This window comes from Lentzea roselyniae (genome assembly GCF_039537795.1).
Classification (GTDB): Bacteria; Actinomycetota; Actinomycetes; order Mycobacteriales; family Pseudonocardiaceae; genus Lentzea; species Lentzea atacamensis.
In genome coordinates, this window is record NZ_BAABBE010000004.1 from 130957 (window position 1) to 151665 (window position 20709).

The following is a 20709-nucleotide window of genomic DNA, read 5'->3' on the forward strand; positions in this document are numbered from 1 at the left end:
CTGCCTCCTTCCCGACTACACGGAGGAGCCAGACCGCTGCGCCCGGCACCTCGTCGTGCCACCGGCCGCACCGGGCGGACCGGTCAACCGAACCTAGGCCCGGTGATCAGGAGCCGCAACCAGCGGGGGCAACGATTCAGAACCAATCGGCCTCTCTCAGTCTCAGTTACCGGGACCCGCAGGTCGCATCGCCAGCTTCGCGAGCAGGTCACGGCCTTTTTCCGCCGATTTCGGATGACACAGGACGTCATACCGCCCAGCCACCAGCTGACTCGCCGACTGGAAGTCCCGCTTGCCGCGCGCCGACCCGTACCCGACCGCCGCGAACACGAGCCCGAAGAACACACCGGTGATCAGACCGGTCAGCACCGGCCCCACCGTCACTCCCGGTTCCGGGCTGAAGAGGGTCAGCAGGAGGCCGACGAAGAGACCGAACCAGGCACCCGACGCCGCTCCTGTCGCCAGCACACGCCCCCAGGTCAGCTTGCCCGTGACCCGTTCCACGAGCATCAGGTCGACACCGACGATGGTGACGTCCTGCACCGGGAAGTCTTCCAGGGCAAGGAAGTCGACCGCGCGCTGAGCTTCCTCGTACGTGGCGTACGAACCGATCGGCCACCCCGTCGGCGGGGTGGGCAGGCGGGGAGGGACGCCGGGCCGGTTCGGGTTGGCGAACGGACTCGTCACAGGGACCACCTCTGTCGGACGCGCTGATCGTTCCATCCTGCCAGTGCGGGGTGCGGTGTGCTCAGACGCCTACGGGTGTTTTGCCGGGATCTGCCGCCTGGGCGCGGTCGGCTTCCCGGTGCCAGGTGCCTCGACGTCAGCCGGCGATCCCCAGGACCGACGGCTCTGACGACTCGTCCAGACAGTCGTGCCCGGGGAAGTAGTCGATGTGCAGATGACTCATGTCGTCCCCGTCCCAGCCCTCTGCGAATCCCTGCACGTTCGCAGCCAGCAGATCGAACTGAGGAGAGCCTCCTCGGATGTACAGCTCGCCAGAACCCGCAGCACACGTTATTGCAATCGGGCCCGACGTTAGAACGACGGTGATGCTCGACAGGCTCCGATCGTGAGGTGACGGTTCGGCAACATGGTCGAGAGCCACAGATTCGGAGCCGGAGGTCAACAAACCTGCCAACTCGGTCAATTCCGAGGCAGTACCCCGCAATTCCAGCTCGCGGGTCGCGTCGCCTCGCAGAACCTGCATTCCATCTCCTTCAACCGGAACAGGTCCCGGAACCGCTTGCCGGTGTCAGCGGCGAGAGCCGGCCGAGGCTACTACGGGCGCACGCCCACAGTCACCGCAGCCAGGCGATCTCTCGCATGAGACCAGGAGCTCGTAGTGCTCTGCCTGATGTTGCCGACTTGATTTGTCGTTCAGGTTGTTCGGCACGGACTTGGTCACAGGTGCGGCAGATACCGGATTGTCCAGACAGGCGACCGATGCCCTCAGACAGCCCGGCTACCTTTTCACAACTGTCGATATGCCCTCCAACGCCGGAGAGAACATCCGCGCCAGTGCAGATAGGTGGAGAAGCATGCAATTAGAACAACGTTCGACGTATGCGACCGTCATCCTTTGCCGCAAACACGAGTGAGAAGCGGTGCGCGAACGCGCGGTGAGACCGTGCGTAGACGTCCGCGCTGTCGGCCACTCGCTCGCATTCGCGCTTCAGGACGTCACCCGCCGCGCCGGTGTTGCCGTTGAGCACGTGCACGATCGCGAGCTTCCTGGCGCGTTCGAAGTCGAGCAGTGACTCCGGCTTCGCGACGAGCTCCTCGGCCAGCGCGTCCCACTTGGCGTACTTGTCGATGTACGGCACGCCGTGCTTCACGAAGGCACTCACCAGCGACGACGCCACCGCCGCATGGTCGCCGCCCGGCTCGAACGTCCAGCGCCAGACGGGCTTGTCACCCATCAGGTGACCCAGTGGCGCGGACACCACGGGCGTTCCGGGGATTCCGACGCCGAGCGCGCGGCACACCTCGTCGTAGCGGCGGAAGCAGACACCGGCCAGCGGCGTGAGGTCGAGTGAGCCCGCCACGCCGAAACCGAGCCAGCCGGAGACGCCGTCACCCCGGTCCTGGAGCCAGACGTGGCCGCGGCGAACGAAGCCCGTTGAGCGCAGGGCGGTGTCCACGGCTACGAGCACGTCGGTTTTCGGTGATGGCCTCACGGACGACAGGGTCCCACCGATGATCGGAGTTGGCAGGGTCAGTGCAGCACGGGCCCGAGAAACTCGGTCAACTTCTGCAGCGCGTCCGGTGGCACCTCGTCGAGGTGCTCGGTGAGCTGCAGCAGAATCCGCCCGCCGCCGAGATCCTCGACCGAGTAGCACGGCGCGGTGGCGCAAACCTGTTGCACACCACCCAAAGCAGCGACTTGACGCGGGCCGAGCAACGTCGCCCAGTGCGCACCACGAGCCAACTCCGCTGCCATGAAAAGAGATTCGTCGAGCCCCACTCCCACGGCGACCTCATGTGCGGTTCGCACTCCGACGTGGTCCAGCGTGATCCAGCCACCCGATGCCCGTACCAGCGACGCTCCCGAGCGGAACATCGTCAGCCATTCCTGTTGCACGACCTGGGAAATCCAGCCGCCGAACAACGAGCGGGAGGCGGTGACCACGACCTGGTGCGGAAACGCCGGGTCGTCCTTCAGCAGGATTTCCGCGGACCAGCCACCGTCCACCAGGGGCAGTCCCTGGGAGTCGAGCTGGACGAGCTGCACTCGCAGGAACGACGGCAGCTCCGTTAGAGCCGCCTGCCACGACGGAAGGGTGAAGTCACCCGAAGAGAGCAGCAGGCGGGCGTAACCCGGTGGGCCCCAAGGCGTTGTATCCGATGGCCGGTAACCGCGGGCCACCGACACGAGCTCCTGCAGCGAGGCCGGGCACAGAGGCACGAGCAGGTCGGTGAAGAGGGCTTCGAACCACCTGGCCAGGGCGGGGCGGTCGACGCCGGAGAACGTGTCCAGCTCCAGGCGGACGACGTGTGGCGGCGACACAGGTCTCGGAAGCGTCAGATCTGTGCTCAAAGTGAGCGAACCCTATGGCTCCCAAGCAAAAATCGTTAGGGGCCAGTCTCGTGAAAGAATGACCCCTAACGGACCAACGCCTAGCCGCGCGACTGGTACTCGCGCAGCAGGCCGCGAGAGATGATCGTCTTCTGGATCTCCGAGGTGCCCTCGCCGATCAGCAGGAACGGGGCCTCGCGCATCAGGCGCTCGATCTCGTACTCCTTGGAGTAGCCGTAGCCGCCGTGGATGCGGAAGGCCTCCTGCGTCACCTCGGCGCAGTATTCGGACGCGATGAGCTTGGCCATGCCGGCCTCGACGTCGTTGCGCTGACCCGAATCCTTCAGACGAGCGGCGTTCACCATCATCAGGTGGGCCGCCTCGACCTTGGTGGCCATCTCGGCGAGCTTGAAGGCGATGGCCTGGTGCTCGGCGATGGCCTTGCCGAACGTCTTGCGCTGCTGGGCGTAGTCGATGGCGAGCTCGAACGCGCGGATCGCGATGCCGCACGCGCGGGCGGCCACGTTCACGCGGCCCACCTCGACGCCGTCCATCATGTGGCGGAAGCCCTGGCCGGAGACGCCGCCCAGGATCTGGTCGGCGGCGATCTCGAAGCCGTCGAACACCATCTCCGTGGTGTCGACGCCCTTGTAGCCCATCTTGTCGATCTTGCCGGGGATCGTGAGGCCCGGCAGGACCTCTCCGTAGCCCTCGGGCTTCTCCACCAGGAACGTCGTCAGGTTCTGGTGCGCCTTCTCGGCGCCCTCGTCGGTCTTCACCAGGACCGCGGTCAGGTTCGACGTGCCACCGTTGGTCAGCCACATCTTCTGGCCGTTGATCGTGTAGCCGGACTCGCCCTTCACCGCGCGGGTGCGGATCGCCGCCACGTCGGAGCCGAGCTCGGGCTCGGACATGGAGAACGAGCCGCGCACCTCGCCCGTGGCCATGCGCGGCAGGTACTTCTGCTTCTGCTCTGGCGTGCCGTGCTGCTTGAGCATGTGCGCCACGATGAAGTGCGTGTTGATGACACCGGAGACGCTCATCCAGCCGCGCGCGATCTGCTCGACGACCAGCGCGTAGGTCAGCAGGGACTCACCCAGGCCGCCGTACTCCTCCGGGATCGTCAGGCCGAAGAGGCCCATCTCCTTCATGCCCTCGACGATGTCGGCGGGGTACGTGTCGCCGTGCTCCAGCGTCTGGGCGTGGGGAATGATCTCCTTGTCCACGAACGTGCGGACGGTCGCGAGGATTTCTTCCTGGATGTCCGTGAGACCCGCGGTCTGGGCGAGGCGCGCCATCGCACTTCCCTTCCAACGCTTGAGTTACCGGCGAGTATGGACCGGTTAACGCCCGTTTGCGACCGCGTTGTGCTCTCCGCAACACAGTCACGCCCGCTGTACCGAGACAGCATCCCTGACTGGCGGAATCGCGCACCCCACGTACGACGAACTGCGCCGATGGACCTTAAGATCCCGGCTCACCACTTCGAGGGGGAGCAGCGATGACGTACGACCCGTACAACCCGAAGCAGCCGGGCGACCCGTACGGCCAGCAACCGGGCCAGCCCTACGGCCAGCCGATGCACGGCCAGCAGCCCATGTACGGCTACGGCTACCCGCCGCCCCCGCCCAAGCAACAGACGAACGCGATCCTCGCACTCGTGCTGTCCTGCGTGGGTTTCGTGACCTGTGGCGTGACGGCCATCGTCGGCGTCATCTTCGGCCACATCGCGATGGGGAAGATCAGGCGAGGCGAGGAGGACGGCCGCGGCCTGGCGCTCGCGGGCCTGATCGTCGGTTACGTCGTCATCGCCGGCTGGGTGCTCTACCTGGCGATCGTCATCATCGCGATCATCGCGGCGGCCAACCAGGGCATCCGTTAGCGGAGAACTCAGCCCGCGAGGGCGATCTCCAGTGCGCCACCGCAGTGGCGGCAGACGTCGGCGAACACGTGGACGTCGGCGTCGCATCCCGGGCAGCTGCGGAAGCTGCGCTCGAGCAGGTCGTCTTCGCGGCGCTTGAAGAGCCGCAACCGTCTGCCCGCCTTGCCGTTATTCGAACGTGACATGCCCCGAGCATGCACCTCACCCCGGGGCAGATCGCAAACTTCGGTGACGGATTGTGCGTCACCTCACCCATTTTGAATGCAACCTGTGACGGTCGAACACGTCCAGTAATGGTCCGGGTGAAGTAGCGCACAATCCGTAACGGAAACCGGCGTCTCAGTCCTCCGGCGGAGTCCAGACGTTCGAGCGCGACATCCCGGCCGCCCGCCCCTTGCCGGAGATCACGAGCGCCATCTTCCGCGACGCCTCGTCGATCATCTCGTCGCCGAGCATCACCGCACCGCGCTTACCGCCCGCCTCCGACGTGAAGTAGGCGTACGCGTCGAGGATGTTCTCGGCATGGTCGTAGTCGTCCTGCTTCGGGCTGAAGACCTCGTTGGCCGCGTCGATCTGGCCGGGGTGCAGCACCCACTTGCCGTCAAAGCCCAGCGCCGCGGAGCGACCGGCGACGCGCTTGTAGCCCTCGACGTCGCGGATCTGCAGGTAGGGGCCGTCGATGGCCTGCTTGTCGTGGGCCCGCGCGGCCATCAGGATCCGCATCAGGATGTAGTGGTAGGCGTCGCCGACGTCGTAGCCGGGCGGCTGCTCACCGACGACCAGGGACTTCATGTTGATGGACGCCATGAAGTCCGCGGGGCCGAAGATGATCGTCTCGACGCGCGGGGACGCGGTGGCGATCGCGTCGACGTTCACCAGGCCGAGGGCGTTCTCGATCTGGGCCTCGATGCCGATCTTGCCGACCTCGTAGCCCATCGTCTTCTCGATCTGGGTGATCAGGAAGTCCAGAGCGACGATCTGCTCGGGCGTCTGCACCTTCGGCAGCATGATGCAGTCGAGGTTCGCTCCCGCGCCCTCGACGACCTCGGTGACGTCGCGGTAGGTCCACTCCGTCGTCCAGTCGTTCACGCGCACGACGCGGGCCTTGTTGCCCCAGCCGCCCTCGTTGAGCGACGCGACGATGGTCTTGCGGGCGTCGGGCTTGGCCAGCGGGGCGCAGGCGTCTTCCAGGTCCAGGAACACCTGGTCCGCCGGCAGCGTGCGCGCCTTGTCGATCATCTTCTGGCTCGAGCCGGGGACCGCCAGACACGAGCGACGGGGACGCTGCTGGTCGACCACTGGAGTACCTCCTCGTACCGGCCGGTAACTGTGTGGGCCACAGTGGCACGCACCGCTTCCGAGCGCATATTCGCTGAGTCCCGTTTCACAAACCCTGGCAGGCTGAACCGGTGGAGATCACTCGAATCCTGGACGCTGCGCTGCGAAAGGCGGCCGCCGTGTGGATCACCTCACCCGGCCACGAACCCCGCCTCGTGCACGCGCACTGGCGTGACGACGCGCTCTGGGTCATCACCGGCGGTACCGAGCAGGAGGTGCCGGGTCTCGCGGACCAGTCGCAGGTCACCGTCACCGTGCGCTCCCCCAGCACGCACTCGCACCTCATCGACGTCACCGCCACCGCGCACCTGACCGAGCCCGACGAGGAGACGGCGCAGGCACTCAGAACGGCCAGACTCAACACCAAGCCGGACTGGGAAGCCGTGTACCGCCTGGAGTTCAGCGCATGATCACCGTTCCGGACGGCTTCGGCGCGGGTCTCGGCGAAGGCGCCCCGGAATGGGTCGCGAAACTGCCGGCGCTCGCCACCAAGGCGTGCGCGCGGTGGCGGCTCACCCCGGACGGCGCGCTGATGAACGGGTTCTGCGCGGTCGTCCTCCCGGTTCGCCGGGCGGACGGGCACCCCGCCGTGCTCAAGCTGACCTGGATCGACGAGGAGACGAAGCACGAACCGCTCGCACTCCGGCTCTACGACGGCAACGGCGCCGTGCAGCTGCTCGGCTTCGACGAGGAGCTCGGCGCGTTGTTGCTGGAAAGGCTGTACCCGCACTCGCTCGACGACGAGCCGATCGAGCTGGCGGTCGCCGTGATCGGCGAGCTGCTGCGCCGCCACCGCGCGATCCAGGCGCCCGGCGAGATCCGCCGGTTCTCCGGTGAGCTGGCCGATCACCCGGCGATCCCCCGCAAGCTGCTCGACGCGGCACGTGATGTTGCCGACAGCAGGCCGATGGGCACCACCCTCGTGAACGAGGACCTGCACTACGAGAACGTGCTGCGCGGCGACCGCGAACCGTGGCTGATGATCGACCCGAAGCCGCTGTCCGGCGATCCCGAGTACTGCATGATTCCGTTGCTGTGGAACAGGTTTGACGAGATGGACGGCCGGAAGGGGCTGACCGGCCGGTTCCTGGCGCTGTGCGACGCGGGCGAGCTGGACGTGGCGAAGGCACGCGACTGGACGCTGTACCGCGCGGTCGCGAACTGGATCTGGGCGCTGGAAGAGGATTTGGGGGACGTAGCGGAGAACTGCGCCGAGATCGCCGGGTGGGCGGTCAGAACCTGATCTAGCCTGGTCATGTGGTGGCTGTGAACCGGGTTTACATCGCTCAGCTGGCCGGGCTTCCCGTCTTCGGTCCCGACGGCGAACCGATCGGCAGGGCCCGCGACGTCGTGATCAGTCTCCGGATCGACCGCCAGCCGCCGCGCGTGCTCGGCATGGTCGTGGAACTGGTGACGCGCCGGCGCATCTTCGTGCCGATGCTGCGGCTCACCTCGATCGAGCCGAACGCCGTCACGCTCGCGACGGGGTCGGTGAACCTGCGGCCGTTCCACCAGCGCGTCAACGAGGTGATGGTGATCGGCGAGCTGCTCGACGCCAAGATCCAGCTCGCCGACGGCGGCACGGCGATCGTCGTGGACGCCGCGATGGAGCTCACCCGCACCCGCGACTGGCGGGTGGTCAAGGTGGCCGTCCGCCAACGCACCGGCAGGTTCGGCTTCAAGGGCCCCACGCAGGTGTTCCGGTGGGAGGACGTCGGTGGCCTGAGCGTCAACGAGATCGCGGGCCAGCCGCAGGGCGCCCAGCAACTCGTCGCGGTGTTCGAGGGCATGCGCGCGGCGGACGTGGCGCACGCGCTGCACGAACTTCCGCCCAAACGCCGCCACGAGGTCGCGGACGCGCTGGACGACGAACGGCTCGCCGACGTCATCGAAGAACTGTCCGAAGAGGACCAGAAGGACATCCTGTCGCACCTGGACGAGGAACGCGCCGCGGACATCCTGGAGGCGATGAACCCGGACGACGCGGCCGACCTGCTCGGCGAGCTGTCCGAGGGCACCAAGGACAGGCTGCTCGAGCTGATGGAGCCGGAGGAGTCCGAACCGGTCAGGCGGCTGCTCGAGTACTCGTTCGACACCGCCGGCGGTCTGATGACGCCGGAACCGATCATCCTCACGCCGGACGCGACGATCGCGGAAGCGTTGGCACGGGTGCGAAATCCCGACCTGACACCGGCGCTGGCGTCGATGGTCTTCGTGTGCCGGTCCCCGTCCGCGACACCGACCGGCCGCTATCTCGGCTGCGTCCACATCCAGCGACTGCTGCGCGAGCCGCCGTTCGACCTGGTCGCGGGCGTGCTCGACTCCTCACTGGTGCGGCTGCCGCCATCGGCCTCGCTGAGCGACGTCACCCGCTACTTCGCCACCTACAACCTGGTGTGCGCACCGGTCACCGACGACGACGAGCACCTGCTCGGCGCGGTGACCGTCGACGACGTGCTGGACCACCTGCTGCCGGACAACTGGCGCGAGACGGGACTGAGCCATGCCTGAACTGCTGCCGCGGCGCCGGCTCGACCAGCCTCGTGAGCCACGCGGCTTCCGCCTGTCGATCGACCCCGACGCGTTCGGTCAGTTCTCCGAACGGCTCGCGCGCTTCCTCGGCACGGGCAAGTTCCTGTTCTGGCAGACGCTGCTCGTGGTCGCCTGGATCGCGTTGAACCTGTTCGCCGTGACCCTGCAATGGGACCCGTACCCGTTCATCCTGCTGAACCTGGCGTTCTCGACGCAGGCCGCTTACGCCGCGCCGTTGATCCTGCTGGCGCAGAACCGGCAGGACGACCGGGACCGGGTGTCGCTGGAGGAGGACCGCGCGCGGGCGGCGCAGACCAAGGCGGACACCGAGTTCCTGGCCCGTGAGCTCGCGGCCTTGCGGCTGGCGGTGGGCGAGGTGGCGACGCGGGACTTCATCCGGGGTGAGCTGGAGAAGCTGGTGAGGGAGCAGAACAACGTCCGGAAGGTCCGGCAGTGACGGTTGTGCCCGGCGTCACACGCTGATCTGTCCGCTCTCGACCAGATCTGACAGAACCTCGTGGATCGCGGGTGCCGTCTCGGCGTGCGACCGGTACTCGTCGCGCGTCACGTAGGTCAGTTCGGCGATCTCGCTCGTGGGCTGCGGCGTGCCCAGCAGATCAGCCGTGAAGCACGTCATGTCGACCATCGCGCCCTCGCCCTCCCCGTAGGCGGGTGCGACGTAGCGCTTCAGCACCGACGGCTGCTCCAGCTCGATCCCGAGCTCCTCCCTGACCTCCCTGCGCAGGGCGTCGGAGGGGGACTCACCCGGTTCGATCTTGCCGCCGGGGAGGTAGAAGGCCTTCTTGTTGCGTGCGCGCACAACGAGGAGGCGGCCAGCCTCGACGTGCACAAGTCCCACCACGGTGATCACGGATACACGTCGTCCGCTGCCAGGCGGTCGCACGTGCGGCCGAAGGCCTCGAGCTCACCAGGCCCGAAGCTCTCCCCGAAGTGTTCGGCGACGCCCGCGAGGTGGGTCGCGGACGCGCTGCGCAGACGTTCCGCGCCGAGCGGTGTGAGCACGGCCACGATGCCGCGTCCATCACCGTCAGCGCGTTCCCGACCGACCAGACCGGCGCGTTCCAGGCGGTCCACCAGGCGGGTCACGCCGGATCGGGACAGCAGGACGGCGTCGGCCAGTTCTGTCATGCGCATGCGCATGGAAGGCGACTCGGCCAGTTGAACCAGCACGTCGTACGCCGCGAGCGATAGGCGCTGCTCAGCAATCAGTTCGGCCTCGAGGACCCTCGTGATCCGTGCATGCGCGCGGAGGAACGATCGCCACACCCCTAGCTCGACACGGGTGGGCAACCGGGAACTACCCGATTCCGGCACGGACGTCGATGTTACGGACAGCTCCGACACCGCTACGACCTGGGCCTGTGCTCTCAAGTGACCGGCCGGTAGGACACGGGCGAACCGGACGTAGCATGGCTGGGTGACCACCACGCAGCCCCTCCCCACCGTCGAGGACGTCCGCAAGGCGCTCGCCGGTGTGCAGGACCCCGAAATCCGCCGTCCGATCACCGAGATCGGCATGGTCAAGGACGTCGAGGTGGGCGCGGACGGTGCCGTGGTCGTCGGGGTGTTCCTGACGGTCGCGGGCTGCCCGATGCGGGACAAGATCACCAAGGACGTCACCGGTGCCGTGCAGGCGCTCGACGGCGTCACCTCGGTCAGGGTCGACCTCGACGTCATGAGCGACGCCCAGCGCACCGAGCTGCGCAAGACGCTGCGCGGCGGCGCCGAGGAGCCGGTCATCCCGTTCGCCCAGCCCGGCTCGCTGACGCGCGTGTACTGCGTCGCGTCCGGCAAGGGCGGCGTCGGCAAGTCGTCGGTCACGGTCAACCTGGCCGTGGCGATGGCCGAGCGCGGGTTGTCGGTCGGCATCGTCGACGCGGACATCTACGGCCACTCGATCCCGCGCATGCTGGGCGTCGACGGTCGTCCCACGCAGGTCGAGAAGATGATCATGCCGCCGCAGTCGCACGGCGTGAAGGTCATCTCGATCGGCATGTTCACGCCGGGCAACACGCCCGTGGTGTGGCGCGGGCCGATGCTCCACCGCGCGTTGCAGCAGTTCCTCGCGGACGTGTTCTGGGGTGACCTCGACGTGCTGCTGCTCGACCTGCCGCCGGGCACCGGTGACGTGGCGATCTCGGTGGCGCAGCTGGTGCCGAACGCCGAGATCCTGGTCGTGACGACGCCGCAGCAGGCCGCCGCCGAGGTGGCCGAGCGGGCCGGGTCGATCGCCCTGCAGACCCGTCAGCGGGTCGCGGGCGTCATCGAGAACATGTCGTGGATGGAGATGCCCGACGGCTCGCGCATGGAGGTCTTCGGTTCCGGCGGCGGCGCGGCCGTCGCGGAGTCGCTGTCCAAGACCATCGGGTCCGAGGTGCCGCTGCTCGGCCAGGTGCCGCTCGACCCGCGGCTGCGGGAGAACGGCGACACGGGCACGCCCATCGTCAAGGCGGTGCCGGAGGCGGCAGCGGCTCAGGTGCTGGCGGACGTCGCCAAGAAGCTGACCGTGAAGTCGCGCGGCCTGGCGGGTCGTCTGCTCAACGTCTCCCCCGCGGGTCGCTAGGAGCCGGATCGCGAACTCAGGGCGCGCGCCATCTCGACCTGCCACTCGGCCTCTGTCAACGGTGGCGGCTCTTCGGCCTGCACGAATCCCTGCGGAGCGCCCAGTTCACGCATCAGCCGGACCAACCACTTCTCGGCCATCGTCATCGCTGCGTCTTCATCCGGTTCGAGGTCGACCGACACGCCCAGGACGACACCCGAGTCCCGGGGGAACGCGAGCATCACGAAGCTCAGGCCGGTGTCGCGGACTCCGCTGGACGGCGAGGCGTACAGCGTCTCGCCGGACGGAGAGCCGGAAAGACCAGCTCGCAGGATGTCGGAGGCGTCCTCCGACAACCACGCGGCCGACTCCCGCCAGCTCGTCACGTGGGCGTCGAGGAAGCTCTCCAGTCGAAGCCGGTCCAGGTGCGGTAACCGCACGTAGACGTCCGGACAAGGTGCCATGCGACCTGCCCGGCCACTCGTCCGCTCAGGTCGCGTCCGGGTCGTACGGCGGGCGCTCGCCAGGTGCGAGCGGCCGCTGCTCGGGCGCGGACGGCGTGGCCGGCGTCGGATAGCCGTTCGACTTGGGCTCCGGGTCGTCGAACAGGTGCTTGGTGACCGCGCGCTTCGGGTCGAAGTTGCGCAGCTCCCGCAGGTCCTCGAGGGGCTTGCGGAGCTGCTCGAACTCCGGCCCCATCTCCTGCTTGAGCTGTTCGCGCGCGCCCGTCGCGTACTCACGGACCTGGCGCACCGTCTTGCCGAGCCAGGCCGCGGCGGACGGCAGGCGTTCGGGCCCCAGGACGAAGAGACCCGCGACGACGATGATGAGGATCTCTACCCATCCGATGCTGTCGAACACAGGTCTCAGCCTACTTCTCAGTCGCTCTTGAGTGTCACGTCGAGTTTGAGTTCACGACCCTGACGGGCGAGCGTGACCTGGACCGTCTGGCCGATCTCGTGCTCGCGGACGGCCACCACCAGCTCGGCGGCGTTGCGGACCATGCGGTTGCCCACCTTGGTGATCACGTCGCCCTCCTGGATGCCCGCGGCGGCCGCGGCTCCTCCGGCGGGAACGTTCTGCACCTGTGCGCCCTCGGAGGTCTCGGCGGACACGGACTTGACGTTGACGTTCATGTCCGCGTGCTTGACCTGCCCGCTGCGGATCAGCTCCTGGCTGATCTTGCGGGCCTGGTTGCCGGAGATCGCGAAGCCCAGGCCGACGGAACCGCCGGTCTCGGTGCGGATCGAGGAGTTGATGCCGACCAGGGCACCGCGCGAGTCGACCAGCGCGCCACCCGAGTTGCCGGGGTTGATGGCCGCGTCCGTCTGGATCGCGTCGTAGGTGACCTGCGGGCCGCCGTTCTCGCCCGCCGCCGTCACGGGCCGGTGCAGCGCGGAGACGATGCCCTCGGTGACGGTGTTGGACAGCTGCAGCGGCGAGCCGATGGCGATCACGCTGTCGCCGACCTGGAGCTCGTCGGAGTTGCCGAACTGCAGGACCGTCGGGTTCGTGACCTCGACCTTGATCACGGCGAGGTCGGTCTTGGGGTCGCGGCCGACGACGCGGGCCTGGGCGCGCGTGCCGTCGGTGAAGACGGCGCTGAGCTTTGCCGACGAGTCCTGGGCCGCCGGGGCGACGACGTGGTCGTTGGTGAGGATGTAGCCGCCCGACTCGATGACGACGCCGGAACCGACGCCCGCCACGTTGGCGCCCTTGAACTCGATCGACACGACGCTCGGCGTGACGCGCTTGGCGATGTCGGAGATCGAACCGGCTGGGCGTTCCTTGCCCTCGGTCACCTCGGCCAGCGTGACCGTCGAGTCGGTCAGCGGGTTGCCGGCGCGGCCGATCAGCCACCCGACGAGGCCACCGGCGGCACCGACGAGCAGTGCCACCAGCACCAGCGCCGTGAGGGCCGTCGGCTTCACGCGACGGCCGAACAGCAGCTCGGGAATGCTCAGCTGCGGACCGGGCTCCTGCTTGCGCTCGGGTTCGCCCGGTGGGTCCTCGCCCACGGCGGGCGGGCCGATCACGGCGCCGGACGCGGGATCGCGCCACGGGTCACCGGCGGGCTTGTCACCCCAGAAGACGGGGTCGATGTCCGGATCCGGCTCGCTCACCGGCTGCGGCGGGCGCTGCAGCAGCTCGGACGAACCCTGGCGGCCGAACGCGGTCGCGAGGGACTCCGGAGGCGGCGGCGCCGACTGAACGGAGGGGACGGGCACGTCGCGCGTGGCGAACGCGCCGGAGACACCTTCCGGGCGGCCGAACGCGGTGGCGTACGCGGGGTCGACCGGCGGCTGCACCAGGGGCCGTGGCCGGAGCCTGCGATGCGCTCCGTCGTCCACTCCGGAAACGGGTGTGGGCGTCTGGCCGTTGGGCGACTGCTGGCTCATCTCTCCCCGAGTTTTCCGCTAGGAGTGCTGAACTACAGCGTGCCCCACGAACAGTGAAATGACTGTCAGGGGGTGGTCGCGAAGACCGCGCCGGCGTTCTGCGGCACGAAGGAAGGCGCGGCGGGCGGGTCGCTCTCCGGCGTGGTGAACGCGAGCGCGCCGAGCAGCATGCCGCTCACGACGACACCGGCACCCTGGCGGGCTCTGCGGCCGCTGAACCAGCCGTTGCTGCCCAGGGGCCGGGACGAGCCCAGCACCGGACCCGCGCCGAACGCGGGCTTGTCGGTGCGTTGCACGGCGACGAACTGACCGTCCTCGGTGATCGCGAGCCCGTCCGGAGCGGACGGCAGGTCGACCTCCTGCGGGATGGCACCGAGCCTGTCGAGCAGCGACGCCGACGCCGTGGGGGCGCTGGCGGTGCGCACGGCTGCGCGCGCCTGCTGCTGCGTGTAGGTCTCGAAAGCGCAGAAGCCGCAGCGCTGGATGTGCGCTGAGGCTCGCTCATGTGCGACCGAGGACAGCTCTCCGTCCACGAACGCGACCACGGCATCCGGCAACAGGTGCTGCTCAGGCAGGCCCCAACCACGGAGGTCGGTCATGCAGAGTCCTCCAGCAACGATTCCTGACGACGGCGTTCGAGCGCGACCTTCAGAGCCTGGCGGCCCCGATGGATCCTGCTCCTCACGGTACCCATCTTCACCCCGAGCGTGGCACCGATCTCCTCGTAGGAGAGTCCTTCCACGTCACACAGGACCACCGCGGCGCGGAACTCCGGCGGGAGCTCGTCCAGCGCGGCCTGCAGGTCGGGGTCGAGATGGTTCTCGTCGTAGATCTCTTCAGGGGACAGGTCGTCACCCTCAAGGCGGTCGTTGTCCTCGGGCAGCGCCTCCATGCGAACGCGGCTGCGGCGGCGAGCCATGTCGAGGAAGAGGTTGGTGGTGATGCGGTGCAGCCACCCCTCGAAGGTGCCCGGCTTGTACGACGCGAGCGACCGGAAGACGCGGATGAAGGTCTCCTGCGTCAGATCCTCGGCGTCGTGCTGGTTGCCGGTAAGGCGGTATGCGAGCCGGTAGACCCTGTCCGCGTGCTCGCGGACGATGGCGTCCCACGAGGGCGGCGTCCAGTCGGCCGTCTCGATGGGCGCGACGGCCTCCGGCGAACTCGACTGCGTGCGCATCAGGTGTTTCGGCACCTCCATGTGGGCCGCCCGGCGACCCTTATGCGGCTCAACGGACGACGGGTCCGGCTTGTTCCCGTCTAGAGCCTGGCTTCTTGCTGCCTTACCTTCTCCTGCTCCCTTAAAACGATCGTGAGAGCTGGCTGAGAGCACCCTGAGAATCTCGGTTCGGGCCGTGTTCACCCGTTTTGGCCACGCGGGGCACTAACCTGCTACCCCGTGACCACGGAATCGGCCCTGCGGGAGTACGTCGAGCAGTACCTCCCCGAGGACGACGTGCACCTGGCAGCTCGAGCACGCGGCCAGGAACTGGGCTGTGTGCCCATCGGCGCCGGCGGAGGCGCCGCCCTGCGGTTCCTCGCGACCGCCCTCCAGGCGAAAGCCGTCGTCGAGATCGGGACGGGCGCGGGCACCAGCGGCCTCTACCTGCTCGCGGGCATGCCCCAGTCGGGCATCCTGACCTCGATCGACGTGGCTCCCGAACACCAGCGCGCCGCCCGCGAGGCCTACACGGCCGCGGGCATCTCGCCCTCGCGCACCCGCCTGATCATGGGCAAGGCGCTGGACGTCCTCCCCCGCCTGACCGACGCGGCCTACGACCTCGTGTTCGTCGACGCCTACAAGCCGGAGTACCCGCAGTACCTCGAACACGGCGTCCGCATGCTGCGGCCCGGTGGCGTCATCGCGTTCGACAACGTGCTGTGGCACGGCGCCGTCGTCGACCCCAGCAAGCGGGACGAGTCGACCCAGGCGATGCGGGACATCGCGCGCCTGGTGAAGGAGGACGACCGGCTGGTGCCGGTGATCCTTCCGCTGGGTGACGGTCTTCTGGTCGCCGCCCGCCGTCCATAAGCAATTCGGTTAACTCACCTGAGTGATGCGGTAACAGCGCATCGCGGCTATTCGACGTTCCCTCCGCAGGGCCGGGGGCAGCCCATTCCCCGAAAGGGGCTCAGGTGAAACCAACAAGAGTTCTCGCCGCACTGGCGACTGCCGCAATACCGGTCATAGGTCTGGCGACACCGGTCGTTTCCACTACCCCTTGCTGGGGAAACGGTGACGACATGGTCAACTCCGCATGCGGCAGGGACACCTACATCATCGACCCCGGAATCCACACCGAACTCACGCCGCAGAACATCAGGGACGCGGAGAGTTATTACCTCGGCCGCGGCTTCAACCGCAATTTCATCTGGTACGCACCCACCGGCCACCGGCAATTCCACACGAATGCGGAACGGTGGTCGGGCTGCAACGTCCGGTCACCGTCTCGTCGAAGTGGAACGTGACCTGCGCGAGCCGCAGCTACCACGACTTCGCCGCGTCATCGAAGGCCGTGCTCGACCACCTGCACGTCATCGATCCCGATGCCACCAGCAACGACGGCTCGGCAACGGACCGCGTCGATGGTGTTCGAACGGGTCGACCTCTCGGTCTCCGACATCCGCCTGACCTGCACCGAACGCCATTACCAGACCAGGGCGTTCGACTGCACGAGCAAGGTCACCGTCGCGAACGCCGGCCCGGCCGACGCCGTGCACACCTTGACCACGGTGACCTTCGGCGCGCCCGCCGACTGCACGGTCACCCCGGACACCGGCCAGCAGCAGGCACACGTTCTCAACGCGGGCACGTCCGCGACGTTCACCAGGGCCTGGGCGGTGGCGTGCACCGAGGATCGCAGGCATCTGCTGTCCACCACAGCGGTGATCACGGCCGACGAGCCGCACCCCGAGGACACGAACCGCGCCAACGACGTCCGTTCGATCCGCTGGGTGCCGGCGGACGTGAAGCCGCGCAGCTTCCCGAGTTCGATCAACGCCAAGAAGGAGGGCCTGATCCCGGTCGCGATCCTTTCCACCGCGGAGTTCGACGCCGTGGCGGAGGTCGACCGGACCAGCCTCACCTTCGGAGCGACCGGTCTCGAGCAGAGCTTCGTCCGGTGTGGATCGCCGGGTGAGGACGTCGACGACGACGGCCGCGCCGATCTGGTGTGCCAGTTCGACACCGCGAAGACCGGCCTGACCTGTGGCATGACGACGGCGACCCTGATGGACCGCACGGTCGACGGTCGCCGGTTCGAGGGTCAGGACGACAGCAAGCTGACGGGCTGCTAGTGGTGTGGCCCGGAAGGTTGCCGGGGGAATTCGCGGTCAGACGGGTGGATCGTGGTGCTGGCCCCGCGTCCTCGTACTGGTTGTACGGGGGCGGTGCCGCGAGGTGCCCTGCTGAGCGTGAATTACCTCGCCAACGTTCCGGGACGCGCCACTAGTACGCCCGGACGCCCTTGCCGAGGACCGTGACGCCGCCCGCTGAAACGGTGTAGCGCTCACGGTCCATCGGCGCGTCCACGCCGATCAACGCCCCGTCCGGCACCACGACGTTCTTGTCCAGGATCGCCCGCCGGACAACAGCGCCCTTCCCGATCCTCACACCGGGCAGCAGCACCGACCCCTGCACGACCGATCCCACCTCGACAGTGACGTCCGAGGAGATCACCGATCCGTGGATCTTCCCGGAGATGATCGAACCGGGCCCGACCATCGAGTCCTCAGCGGACCCACCGGCGATGAACTTGGCCGGCGGCAACGGCGGCGTCGCGGTCCGGATCGGCCAAAGCTGGTTGTACAGGTTGAAAATCGGATTGACCGAGACCAGATCCATGTGTGCGTCGTAGTAGGCGTCGATCGTCCCGACATCGCGCCAGTACCCGCGATCCCGGTCCGTGGCGCCGGGCACCTCGTTGTCCTGGAAGTCGTAAACGTGCGCTTTTCCGCGATCCACGAGCATCGGGATGATGTCGCCACCCATGTCGTGGTCCGAGTCGGGATTCAACGCATCCCCGCGCAGCGCGTCCAGCAGCGCTTCGGTGGTGAAGACGTAGTTGCCCATCGAAGCGAAAGTCACATCGGGATCGTCAGGCACGTGCGGTGGCTCGGACGGCTTCTCCAGGAACCGCGTGATCTTGCCGGAGGCATCCGTGTCGATGCAGCCGAACGCCTTGGCCTCAGTCCGCGGCACCCGGATGCCGGCGACGGTCACCGCCGCGCCGGACTCGACGTGCTGCGAGATCATCTGACCGGGGTCCATCCGGTACACGTGGTCGGCACCGAAGATCACCACGTGGTCGGGCTTCTCGTCGTGGACGAGGTTCAGCGACTGGAAGATCGCGTCGGCGGAGCCCGTGTACCAGCGGGGACCCAGGCGTTGCTGGGCCGGCACAGGCGTCACGTACTGACCGAGCACATTGGACAGGCGCCACGTCGTCGAGATGTGGCGGTCCAGCGAGTGCGACTTGTACTGCGTCAGCACGCAGAGCTTCGCGAGCCCCGCGTTGACCAGGTTCGACAGCACGAAGTCGACCAGCCGGTAGTTGCCCCCGAAGGGCACAGCCGGTTTCGCGCGGTCGGCCGTCAGTGGCCACAGGCGCTTGCCTTCACCACCGGCAAGCACAATTCCGAGAACGTGCGGCTGCCCCTTCACGGTATGTGACCCTATCTGTGCGATCGCGCTTCAACCAGACGCAAACTGGTTCGTCCCAACAAGTACCGCAGTGATCTACGGTGGAGGCGTGCGAGTTGCGCTCATGACGCGGGAGTACCCGCCTGAGGTCTACGGTGGCGCTGGTGTGCACGTGGGATTCCTCGTGCCCCATCTTCGCGAACTGGTCGACGTCGACGTGCACTGCTTCGGTGCACCGAGATCGGATGCGACCGCTCACAATCCCCCGCACAGCCTGGAGCAGGCGAACGCGGCCCTCACGACCCTCGCGGTCGATCTTGAGATGGCCTCGGCGGTGTCCACGGCAAACCTCGTGCATTCGCACACCTGGTACGCCAACATGGGCGGTCACCTGGCCAAACTCCTGCACGGCATCCCCCACGTGGTGACGGCGCACTCGCTGGAGCCGCGCCGGCCGTGGAAGGCCGAGCAGCTCGGCGGCGGGTACCGGATCTCGTCGTGGGCGGAGCGGACCGCGTACGAACACGCGGACGCGATCATCGCCGTGAGCGACGGCATGCGCGCGGACGTGCTCGACGCCTACCCCGCGCTGGATCCGGCCAAGGTGCACGTGGTCCGCAACGGGATTGATTCCGCGGCCTACCGCCCGGTGACCGAGACGGACGCGCTCACCTCGCGCGGCATCGATCCCGAAAAACCGGTCGTGGCGTTCGTGGGGCGGATCACCCGGCAGAAAGGTGTCGGCCACCTCGTCGCCGCCGCGCACCACATCGACCCCGCCGCGCAGATCGTGCTGTGCGCGGGAGCGCCGGACACCCCGGAGATCGCCGAGGAGACGAAACGGGCCGTGACGGAGCTCGCGGCGACGAGGGAAGGCGTCTTCTGGATCCAGCAGATGCTGCAGCCGGCCGAGGTGCGGCAGATCCTCAGCCACGCGACCGTCTTCGTGTGCCCGTCGGTCTACGAGCCGCTCGGCATCGTGAACCTGGAGGCGATGGCGTGCGGCACGGCCGTCGTCGCGAGTGACGTCGGCGGCATCCCGGAGGTCGTCGCGCACGGCGAAACGGGGCTCCTGGTCCACTACGACGACCGCGATTTGTCGACATATCGACTTCAACTCGCCGAGTCGATCAACGAACTCCTCGCCGATCCCGGGCGCGCACGGCGTTTCGGTGCGGCCGGACGCAAGCGCGCTGAGCAGGAGTTCTCGTGGTCCGCCATGGCTGAGCAGACCGTGGAGGTCTACCGCAGTGTGATTTGAGACACACCCAGCTGGGGCAACCCCAAAGTGTGAACGCCGCCTTTAACCAGTAGTGACCTGATGGTTTCAAATGGTGAGGGGCGCGAGACTGTGCGGTGTGCGGTGCTGGGTCTGACGGTCCTCCTCGCAGTGACTGGATGCGCCACAGCCGCCAAGCCACAACCGACGGCCGTGCAGCTCACCGTCGACGGCATGAAGCTCGCCGACGCCTCCGACCTGCAGGCACAGGCCGAGGCCCAGCTGGCGTACACGCTGGAGTACGGCTACGTGGCACGGGCTGGCGCGGCGGCGGTCAGCTGCTGGTTCGCCAAGACCGGCCTCGAGTCCGAGGTGGACAAACGACTGTGGTGCGGACCGGTCCAGGTGCCGGGCACCGGTGCGTCCACCGACTGGGTGCCCGTGCCGTTGAAGAAGGTCACCAAGAACGGTGACGAGGTCCGCTACGAGGTGCAGTCGCCGCAGGTGCCGGAGAAGGGCCACCGCAGCACGCCGGACGGGAAGCTCGTCCGCACCGACGGCAAGGAGTTCGACCCGAAGAAGCAGCAGGACCTCACCGCCGGCCGCGACTTCCTCGCCGTGCTGCCCGACGACGGCAAGCGCTCCAACCCGGACCTCGGCCTTGGCAACGTTGACATCAAGCTGCGCGACGACCTGCTCGCCACCGCGATCAACGGGTGGGCGAACCCGGACATCTGGTACACGGCGGAAGGCACCCTGCGCGCCGAGCCCGGCTCGCGGCTGCGCGTGCTCAGGATGAAGGTCGAGAAGCCCTACGAGACGGACAGCGGCTTCCACCGCACCAACTGGCAGGGTTTCGCCCCGCAGCCGTCCGAGCTCGCGCTGGAGCTGCCGGGCAAGCGCCAGCCGCTGCCCGCCGACCGCCTCCCCGCCAACGGCTCGGTGTTCGTGGTCTACACGGTCCCCGACCCGCAGCAGGGCACCGAGACGCTCGCCCTCGGCTCGCTCGGCGCCAAGTCTCTGGAGCAGCGCGTCGAGCTCCCGTCCGGCAGACGCACCGACAACCCTCCGCACGTGCTGCAGCGCGCCGCCGCCCCCGGCCAGTTCCACGAGGCGAC

Annotated in this window: 24 protein-coding genes; 9 read left to right on the plus strand and 15 right to left on the minus strand. The window is 67.9% G+C overall.

Annotated elements, in window-relative coordinates:
- Window positions 1-162: 162 nt before the first annotated feature.
- The 5 genes from ABFX45_RS08125 to ABFX45_RS08145 form a co-directional block, all read right to left on the minus strand.
- Complete coding sequence (locus ABFX45_RS08125) at window positions 163-723, minus strand: YflT domain-containing protein (protein ID WP_170166596.1); 561 nt, start codon at window positions 721-723, stop codon at window positions 163-165.
- Between the two features lie 100 nt (window positions 724-823).
- The gene (locus ABFX45_RS08130; RefSeq protein WP_346128742.1) at window positions 824-1210 is read right to left on the minus strand and encodes an Imm32 family immunity protein; all 387 of its coding nucleotides are present in this window, start codon (window positions 1208-1210) and stop codon (window positions 824-826) included.
- Between the two features lie 337 nt (window positions 1211-1547).
- The gene (locus ABFX45_RS08135) at window positions 1548-2180 is read right to left on the minus strand and encodes a hypothetical protein (protein WP_346128744.1); all 633 of its coding nucleotides are present in this window, start codon (window positions 2178-2180) and stop codon (window positions 1548-1550) included.
- Between the two features lie 38 nt (window positions 2181-2218).
- Window positions 2219-3010, minus strand: a complete 792-nt coding sequence (locus tag ABFX45_RS08140; protein ID WP_346128746.1) for a hypothetical protein — start codon at window positions 3008-3010, stop codon at window positions 2219-2221.
- A 110-nt stretch (window positions 3011-3120) separates the two neighbouring features.
- The gene (locus ABFX45_RS08145; RefSeq protein WP_346128748.1) at window positions 3121-4317 is read right to left on the minus strand and encodes an acyl-CoA dehydrogenase family protein; all 1197 of its coding nucleotides are present in this window, start codon (window positions 4315-4317) and stop codon (window positions 3121-3123) included.
- A gap of 203 nt (window positions 4318-4520) precedes the next feature.
- Between ABFX45_RS08145 and ABFX45_RS08150 the strand changes: the two genes are divergently transcribed.
- Window positions 4521-4901, plus strand: coding sequence for a DUF4190 domain-containing protein (locus ABFX45_RS08150; protein WP_109632459.1), 381 nt, complete (start codon window positions 4521-4523; stop codon window positions 4899-4901).
- Window positions 4902-4909: 8 nt separating this feature from the next.
- Here the strand turns inward: ABFX45_RS08150 and ABFX45_RS08155 are convergent, their stop codons facing one another.
- Entirely contained in the window at window positions 4910-5086 is a 177-nt protein-coding gene (locus tag ABFX45_RS08155; RefSeq protein WP_170154753.1) for a hypothetical protein, read from the minus strand.
- 154 nt (window positions 5087-5240) lie between these two features.
- A complete protein-coding gene (locus ABFX45_RS08160) occupies window positions 5241-6200 on the minus strand; it encodes an HpcH/HpaI aldolase/citrate lyase family protein (RefSeq protein WP_109632457.1) in 960 nt (319 codons plus the stop codon).
- Between the two features lie 110 nt (window positions 6201-6310).
- Between ABFX45_RS08160 and ABFX45_RS08165 the strand changes: the two genes are divergently transcribed.
- Genes ABFX45_RS08165 through ABFX45_RS08180 form a run of 4 tightly spaced genes read left to right on the plus strand, consistent with a single transcriptional unit; the run spans window position 6311 to window position 9228 of the window.
- Window positions 6311-6649 carry a hypothetical protein gene (locus tag ABFX45_RS08165; RefSeq protein ID WP_346128751.1) on the plus strand — a complete coding sequence of 113 codons (339 nt, stop codon included), beginning with the start codon at window positions 6311-6313 and terminating at the stop codon, window positions 6647-6649.
- Window positions 6646-7482: an aminoglycoside phosphotransferase family protein gene (locus ABFX45_RS08170; RefSeq protein WP_109632455.1), complete on the plus strand. Its 837-nt coding sequence runs from the start codon at window positions 6646-6648 to the stop codon at window positions 7480-7482. Before ABFX45_RS08165 ends, ABFX45_RS08170 begins: the two co-directional genes overlap by 4 nt.
- A 14-nt stretch (window positions 7483-7496) precedes the next feature.
- Window positions 7497-8750: a magnesium transporter MgtE N-terminal domain-containing protein gene (locus ABFX45_RS08175; RefSeq protein ID WP_109632453.1), complete on the plus strand. Its 1254-nt coding sequence runs from the start codon at window positions 7497-7499 to the stop codon at window positions 8748-8750.
- Window positions 8743-9228, plus strand: coding sequence for a DUF1003 domain-containing protein (locus tag ABFX45_RS08180; RefSeq protein ID WP_109632451.1), 486 nt, complete (start codon window positions 8743-8745; stop codon window positions 9226-9228). The genes ABFX45_RS08175 and ABFX45_RS08180 overlap by 8 nt, the downstream gene beginning before the upstream one ends.
- A 15-nt stretch (window positions 9229-9243) precedes the next feature.
- Here ABFX45_RS08180 and ABFX45_RS08185 read toward each other — a convergent pair whose 3' ends face one another.
- Together ABFX45_RS08185 and ABFX45_RS08190 are read right to left on the minus strand one after the other, a co-directional pair.
- Window positions 9244-9642, minus strand: coding sequence for an NUDIX hydrolase (locus ABFX45_RS08185; protein WP_346128755.1), 399 nt, complete (start codon window positions 9640-9642; stop codon window positions 9244-9246).
- On the minus strand, window positions 9639-10136 hold the full coding sequence (locus ABFX45_RS08190; RefSeq protein WP_233439214.1) for a MarR family winged helix-turn-helix transcriptional regulator: 498 nt from the start codon (window positions 10134-10136) through the stop codon (window positions 9639-9641). Before ABFX45_RS08190 ends, ABFX45_RS08185 begins: the two co-directional genes overlap by 4 nt.
- Before the next feature lie 73 nt (window positions 10137-10209).
- Between ABFX45_RS08190 and ABFX45_RS08195 the strand changes: the two genes are divergently transcribed.
- A complete protein-coding gene (locus ABFX45_RS08195) occupies window positions 10210-11355 on the plus strand; it encodes an Mrp/NBP35 family ATP-binding protein (RefSeq protein WP_346128758.1) in 1146 nt (381 codons plus the stop codon).
- Here the strand turns inward: ABFX45_RS08195 and ABFX45_RS08200 are convergent.
- The 5 genes from ABFX45_RS08200 to sigE form a co-directional block, all read right to left on the minus strand.
- Complete coding sequence (locus tag ABFX45_RS08200) at window positions 11352-11798, minus strand: hypothetical protein (RefSeq protein ID WP_346128760.1); 447 nt, start codon at window positions 11796-11798, stop codon at window positions 11352-11354. The genes ABFX45_RS08195 and ABFX45_RS08200 overlap by 4 nt on opposite strands.
- A gap of 25 nt (window positions 11799-11823) precedes the next feature.
- The gene (gene tatB, locus ABFX45_RS08205) at window positions 11824-12195 is read right to left on the minus strand and encodes a Sec-independent protein translocase protein TatB (protein WP_109632443.1); all 372 of its coding nucleotides are present in this window, start codon (window positions 12193-12195) and stop codon (window positions 11824-11826) included.
- Between the two features lie 17 nt (window positions 12196-12212).
- On the minus strand, window positions 12213-13733 hold the full coding sequence (locus ABFX45_RS08210; RefSeq protein ID WP_109632441.1) for a S1C family serine protease: 1521 nt from the start codon (window positions 13731-13733) through the stop codon (window positions 12213-12215).
- A gap of 65 nt (window positions 13734-13798) precedes the next feature.
- The gene (locus tag ABFX45_RS08215) at window positions 13799-14332 is read right to left on the minus strand and encodes an anti-sigma factor (RefSeq protein ID WP_233439213.1); all 534 of its coding nucleotides are present in this window, start codon (window positions 14330-14332) and stop codon (window positions 13799-13801) included.
- Window positions 14329-14931, minus strand: coding sequence for an RNA polymerase sigma factor SigE (gene sigE, locus ABFX45_RS08220; protein WP_030472993.1), 603 nt, complete (start codon window positions 14929-14931; stop codon window positions 14329-14331). The genes ABFX45_RS08215 and sigE overlap by 4 nt, the downstream gene beginning before the upstream one ends.
- 198 nt (window positions 14932-15129) lie before the next feature.
- Between sigE and ABFX45_RS08225 the strand changes: the two genes are divergently transcribed.
- The gene (locus tag ABFX45_RS08225) at window positions 15130-15762 is read left to right on the plus strand and encodes an O-methyltransferase (protein ID WP_109632439.1); all 633 of its coding nucleotides are present in this window, start codon (window positions 15130-15132) and stop codon (window positions 15760-15762) included.
- Window positions 15763-16316: 554 nt separating this feature from the next.
- Window positions 16317-17027, plus strand: coding sequence for a hypothetical protein (locus ABFX45_RS08230; RefSeq protein ID WP_346128764.1), 711 nt, complete (start codon window positions 16317-16319; stop codon window positions 17025-17027).
- Window positions 17028-17178: 151 nt separating this feature from the next.
- Here the strand turns inward: ABFX45_RS08230 and glgC are convergent, their stop codons facing one another.
- On the minus strand, window positions 17179-18393 hold the full coding sequence (gene glgC, locus ABFX45_RS08235; RefSeq protein WP_109632435.1) for a glucose-1-phosphate adenylyltransferase: 1215 nt from the start codon (window positions 18391-18393) through the stop codon (window positions 17179-17181).
- Between the two features lie 88 nt (window positions 18394-18481).
- Between glgC and glgA the strand changes: the two genes are divergently transcribed.
- Entirely contained in the window at window positions 18482-19633 is a 1152-nt protein-coding gene (gene glgA / locus ABFX45_RS08240) for a glycogen synthase (RefSeq protein ID WP_109633242.1), read from the plus strand.
- Window positions 19634-20709 lie beyond the last annotated feature (1076 nt).

Coding starts and splice junctions, on each gene's coding strand:
- ABFX45_RS08125 (WP_170166596.1), bottom strand. CDS start 723: ATGGAACGATCAGCGCGTCCGACAGAGGTGGTCCCTGTGACGAGTCCG.
- ABFX45_RS08130 (WP_346128742.1), bottom strand. CDS start 1,210: ATGCAGGTTCTGCGAGGCGACGCGACCCGCGAGCTGGAATTGCGGGGT.
- ABFX45_RS08145 (WP_346128748.1), bottom strand. CDS start 4,317: ATGGCGCGCCTCGCCCAGACCGCGGGTCTCACGGACATCCAGGAAGAA.
- ABFX45_RS08150 (WP_109632459.1), top strand. CDS start 4,521: ATGACGTACGACCCGTACAACCCGAAGCAGCCGGGCGACCCGTACGGC.
- ABFX45_RS08155 (WP_170154753.1), bottom strand. CDS start 5,086: ATGTCACGTTCGAATAACGGCAAGGCGGGCAGACGGTTGCGGCTCTTC.
- ABFX45_RS08170 (WP_109632455.1), top strand. CDS start 6,646: ATGATCACCGTTCCGGACGGCTTCGGCGCGGGTCTCGGCGAAGGCGCC.
- ABFX45_RS08180 (WP_109632451.1), top strand. CDS start 8,743: ATGCCTGAACTGCTGCCGCGGCGCCGGCTCGACCAGCCTCGTGAGCCA.
- ABFX45_RS08200 (WP_346128760.1), bottom strand. CDS start 11,798: ATGGCACCTTGTCCGGACGTCTACGTGCGGTTACCGCACCTGGACCGG.
- ABFX45_RS08210 (WP_109632441.1), bottom strand. CDS start 13,733: ATGAGCCAGCAGTCGCCCAACGGCCAGACGCCCACACCCGTTTCCGGA.
- ABFX45_RS08215 (WP_233439213.1), bottom strand. CDS start 14,332: ATGACCGACCTCCGTGGTTGGGGCCTGCCTGAGCAGCACCTGTTGCCG.
- sigE (WP_030472993.1), bottom strand. CDS start 14,931: ATGGAGGTGCCGAAACACCTGATGCGCACGCAGTCGAGTTCGCCGGAG.
- ABFX45_RS08230 (WP_346128764.1), top strand. CDS start 16,317: ATGGTGTTCGAACGGGTCGACCTCTCGGTCTCCGACATCCGCCTGACC.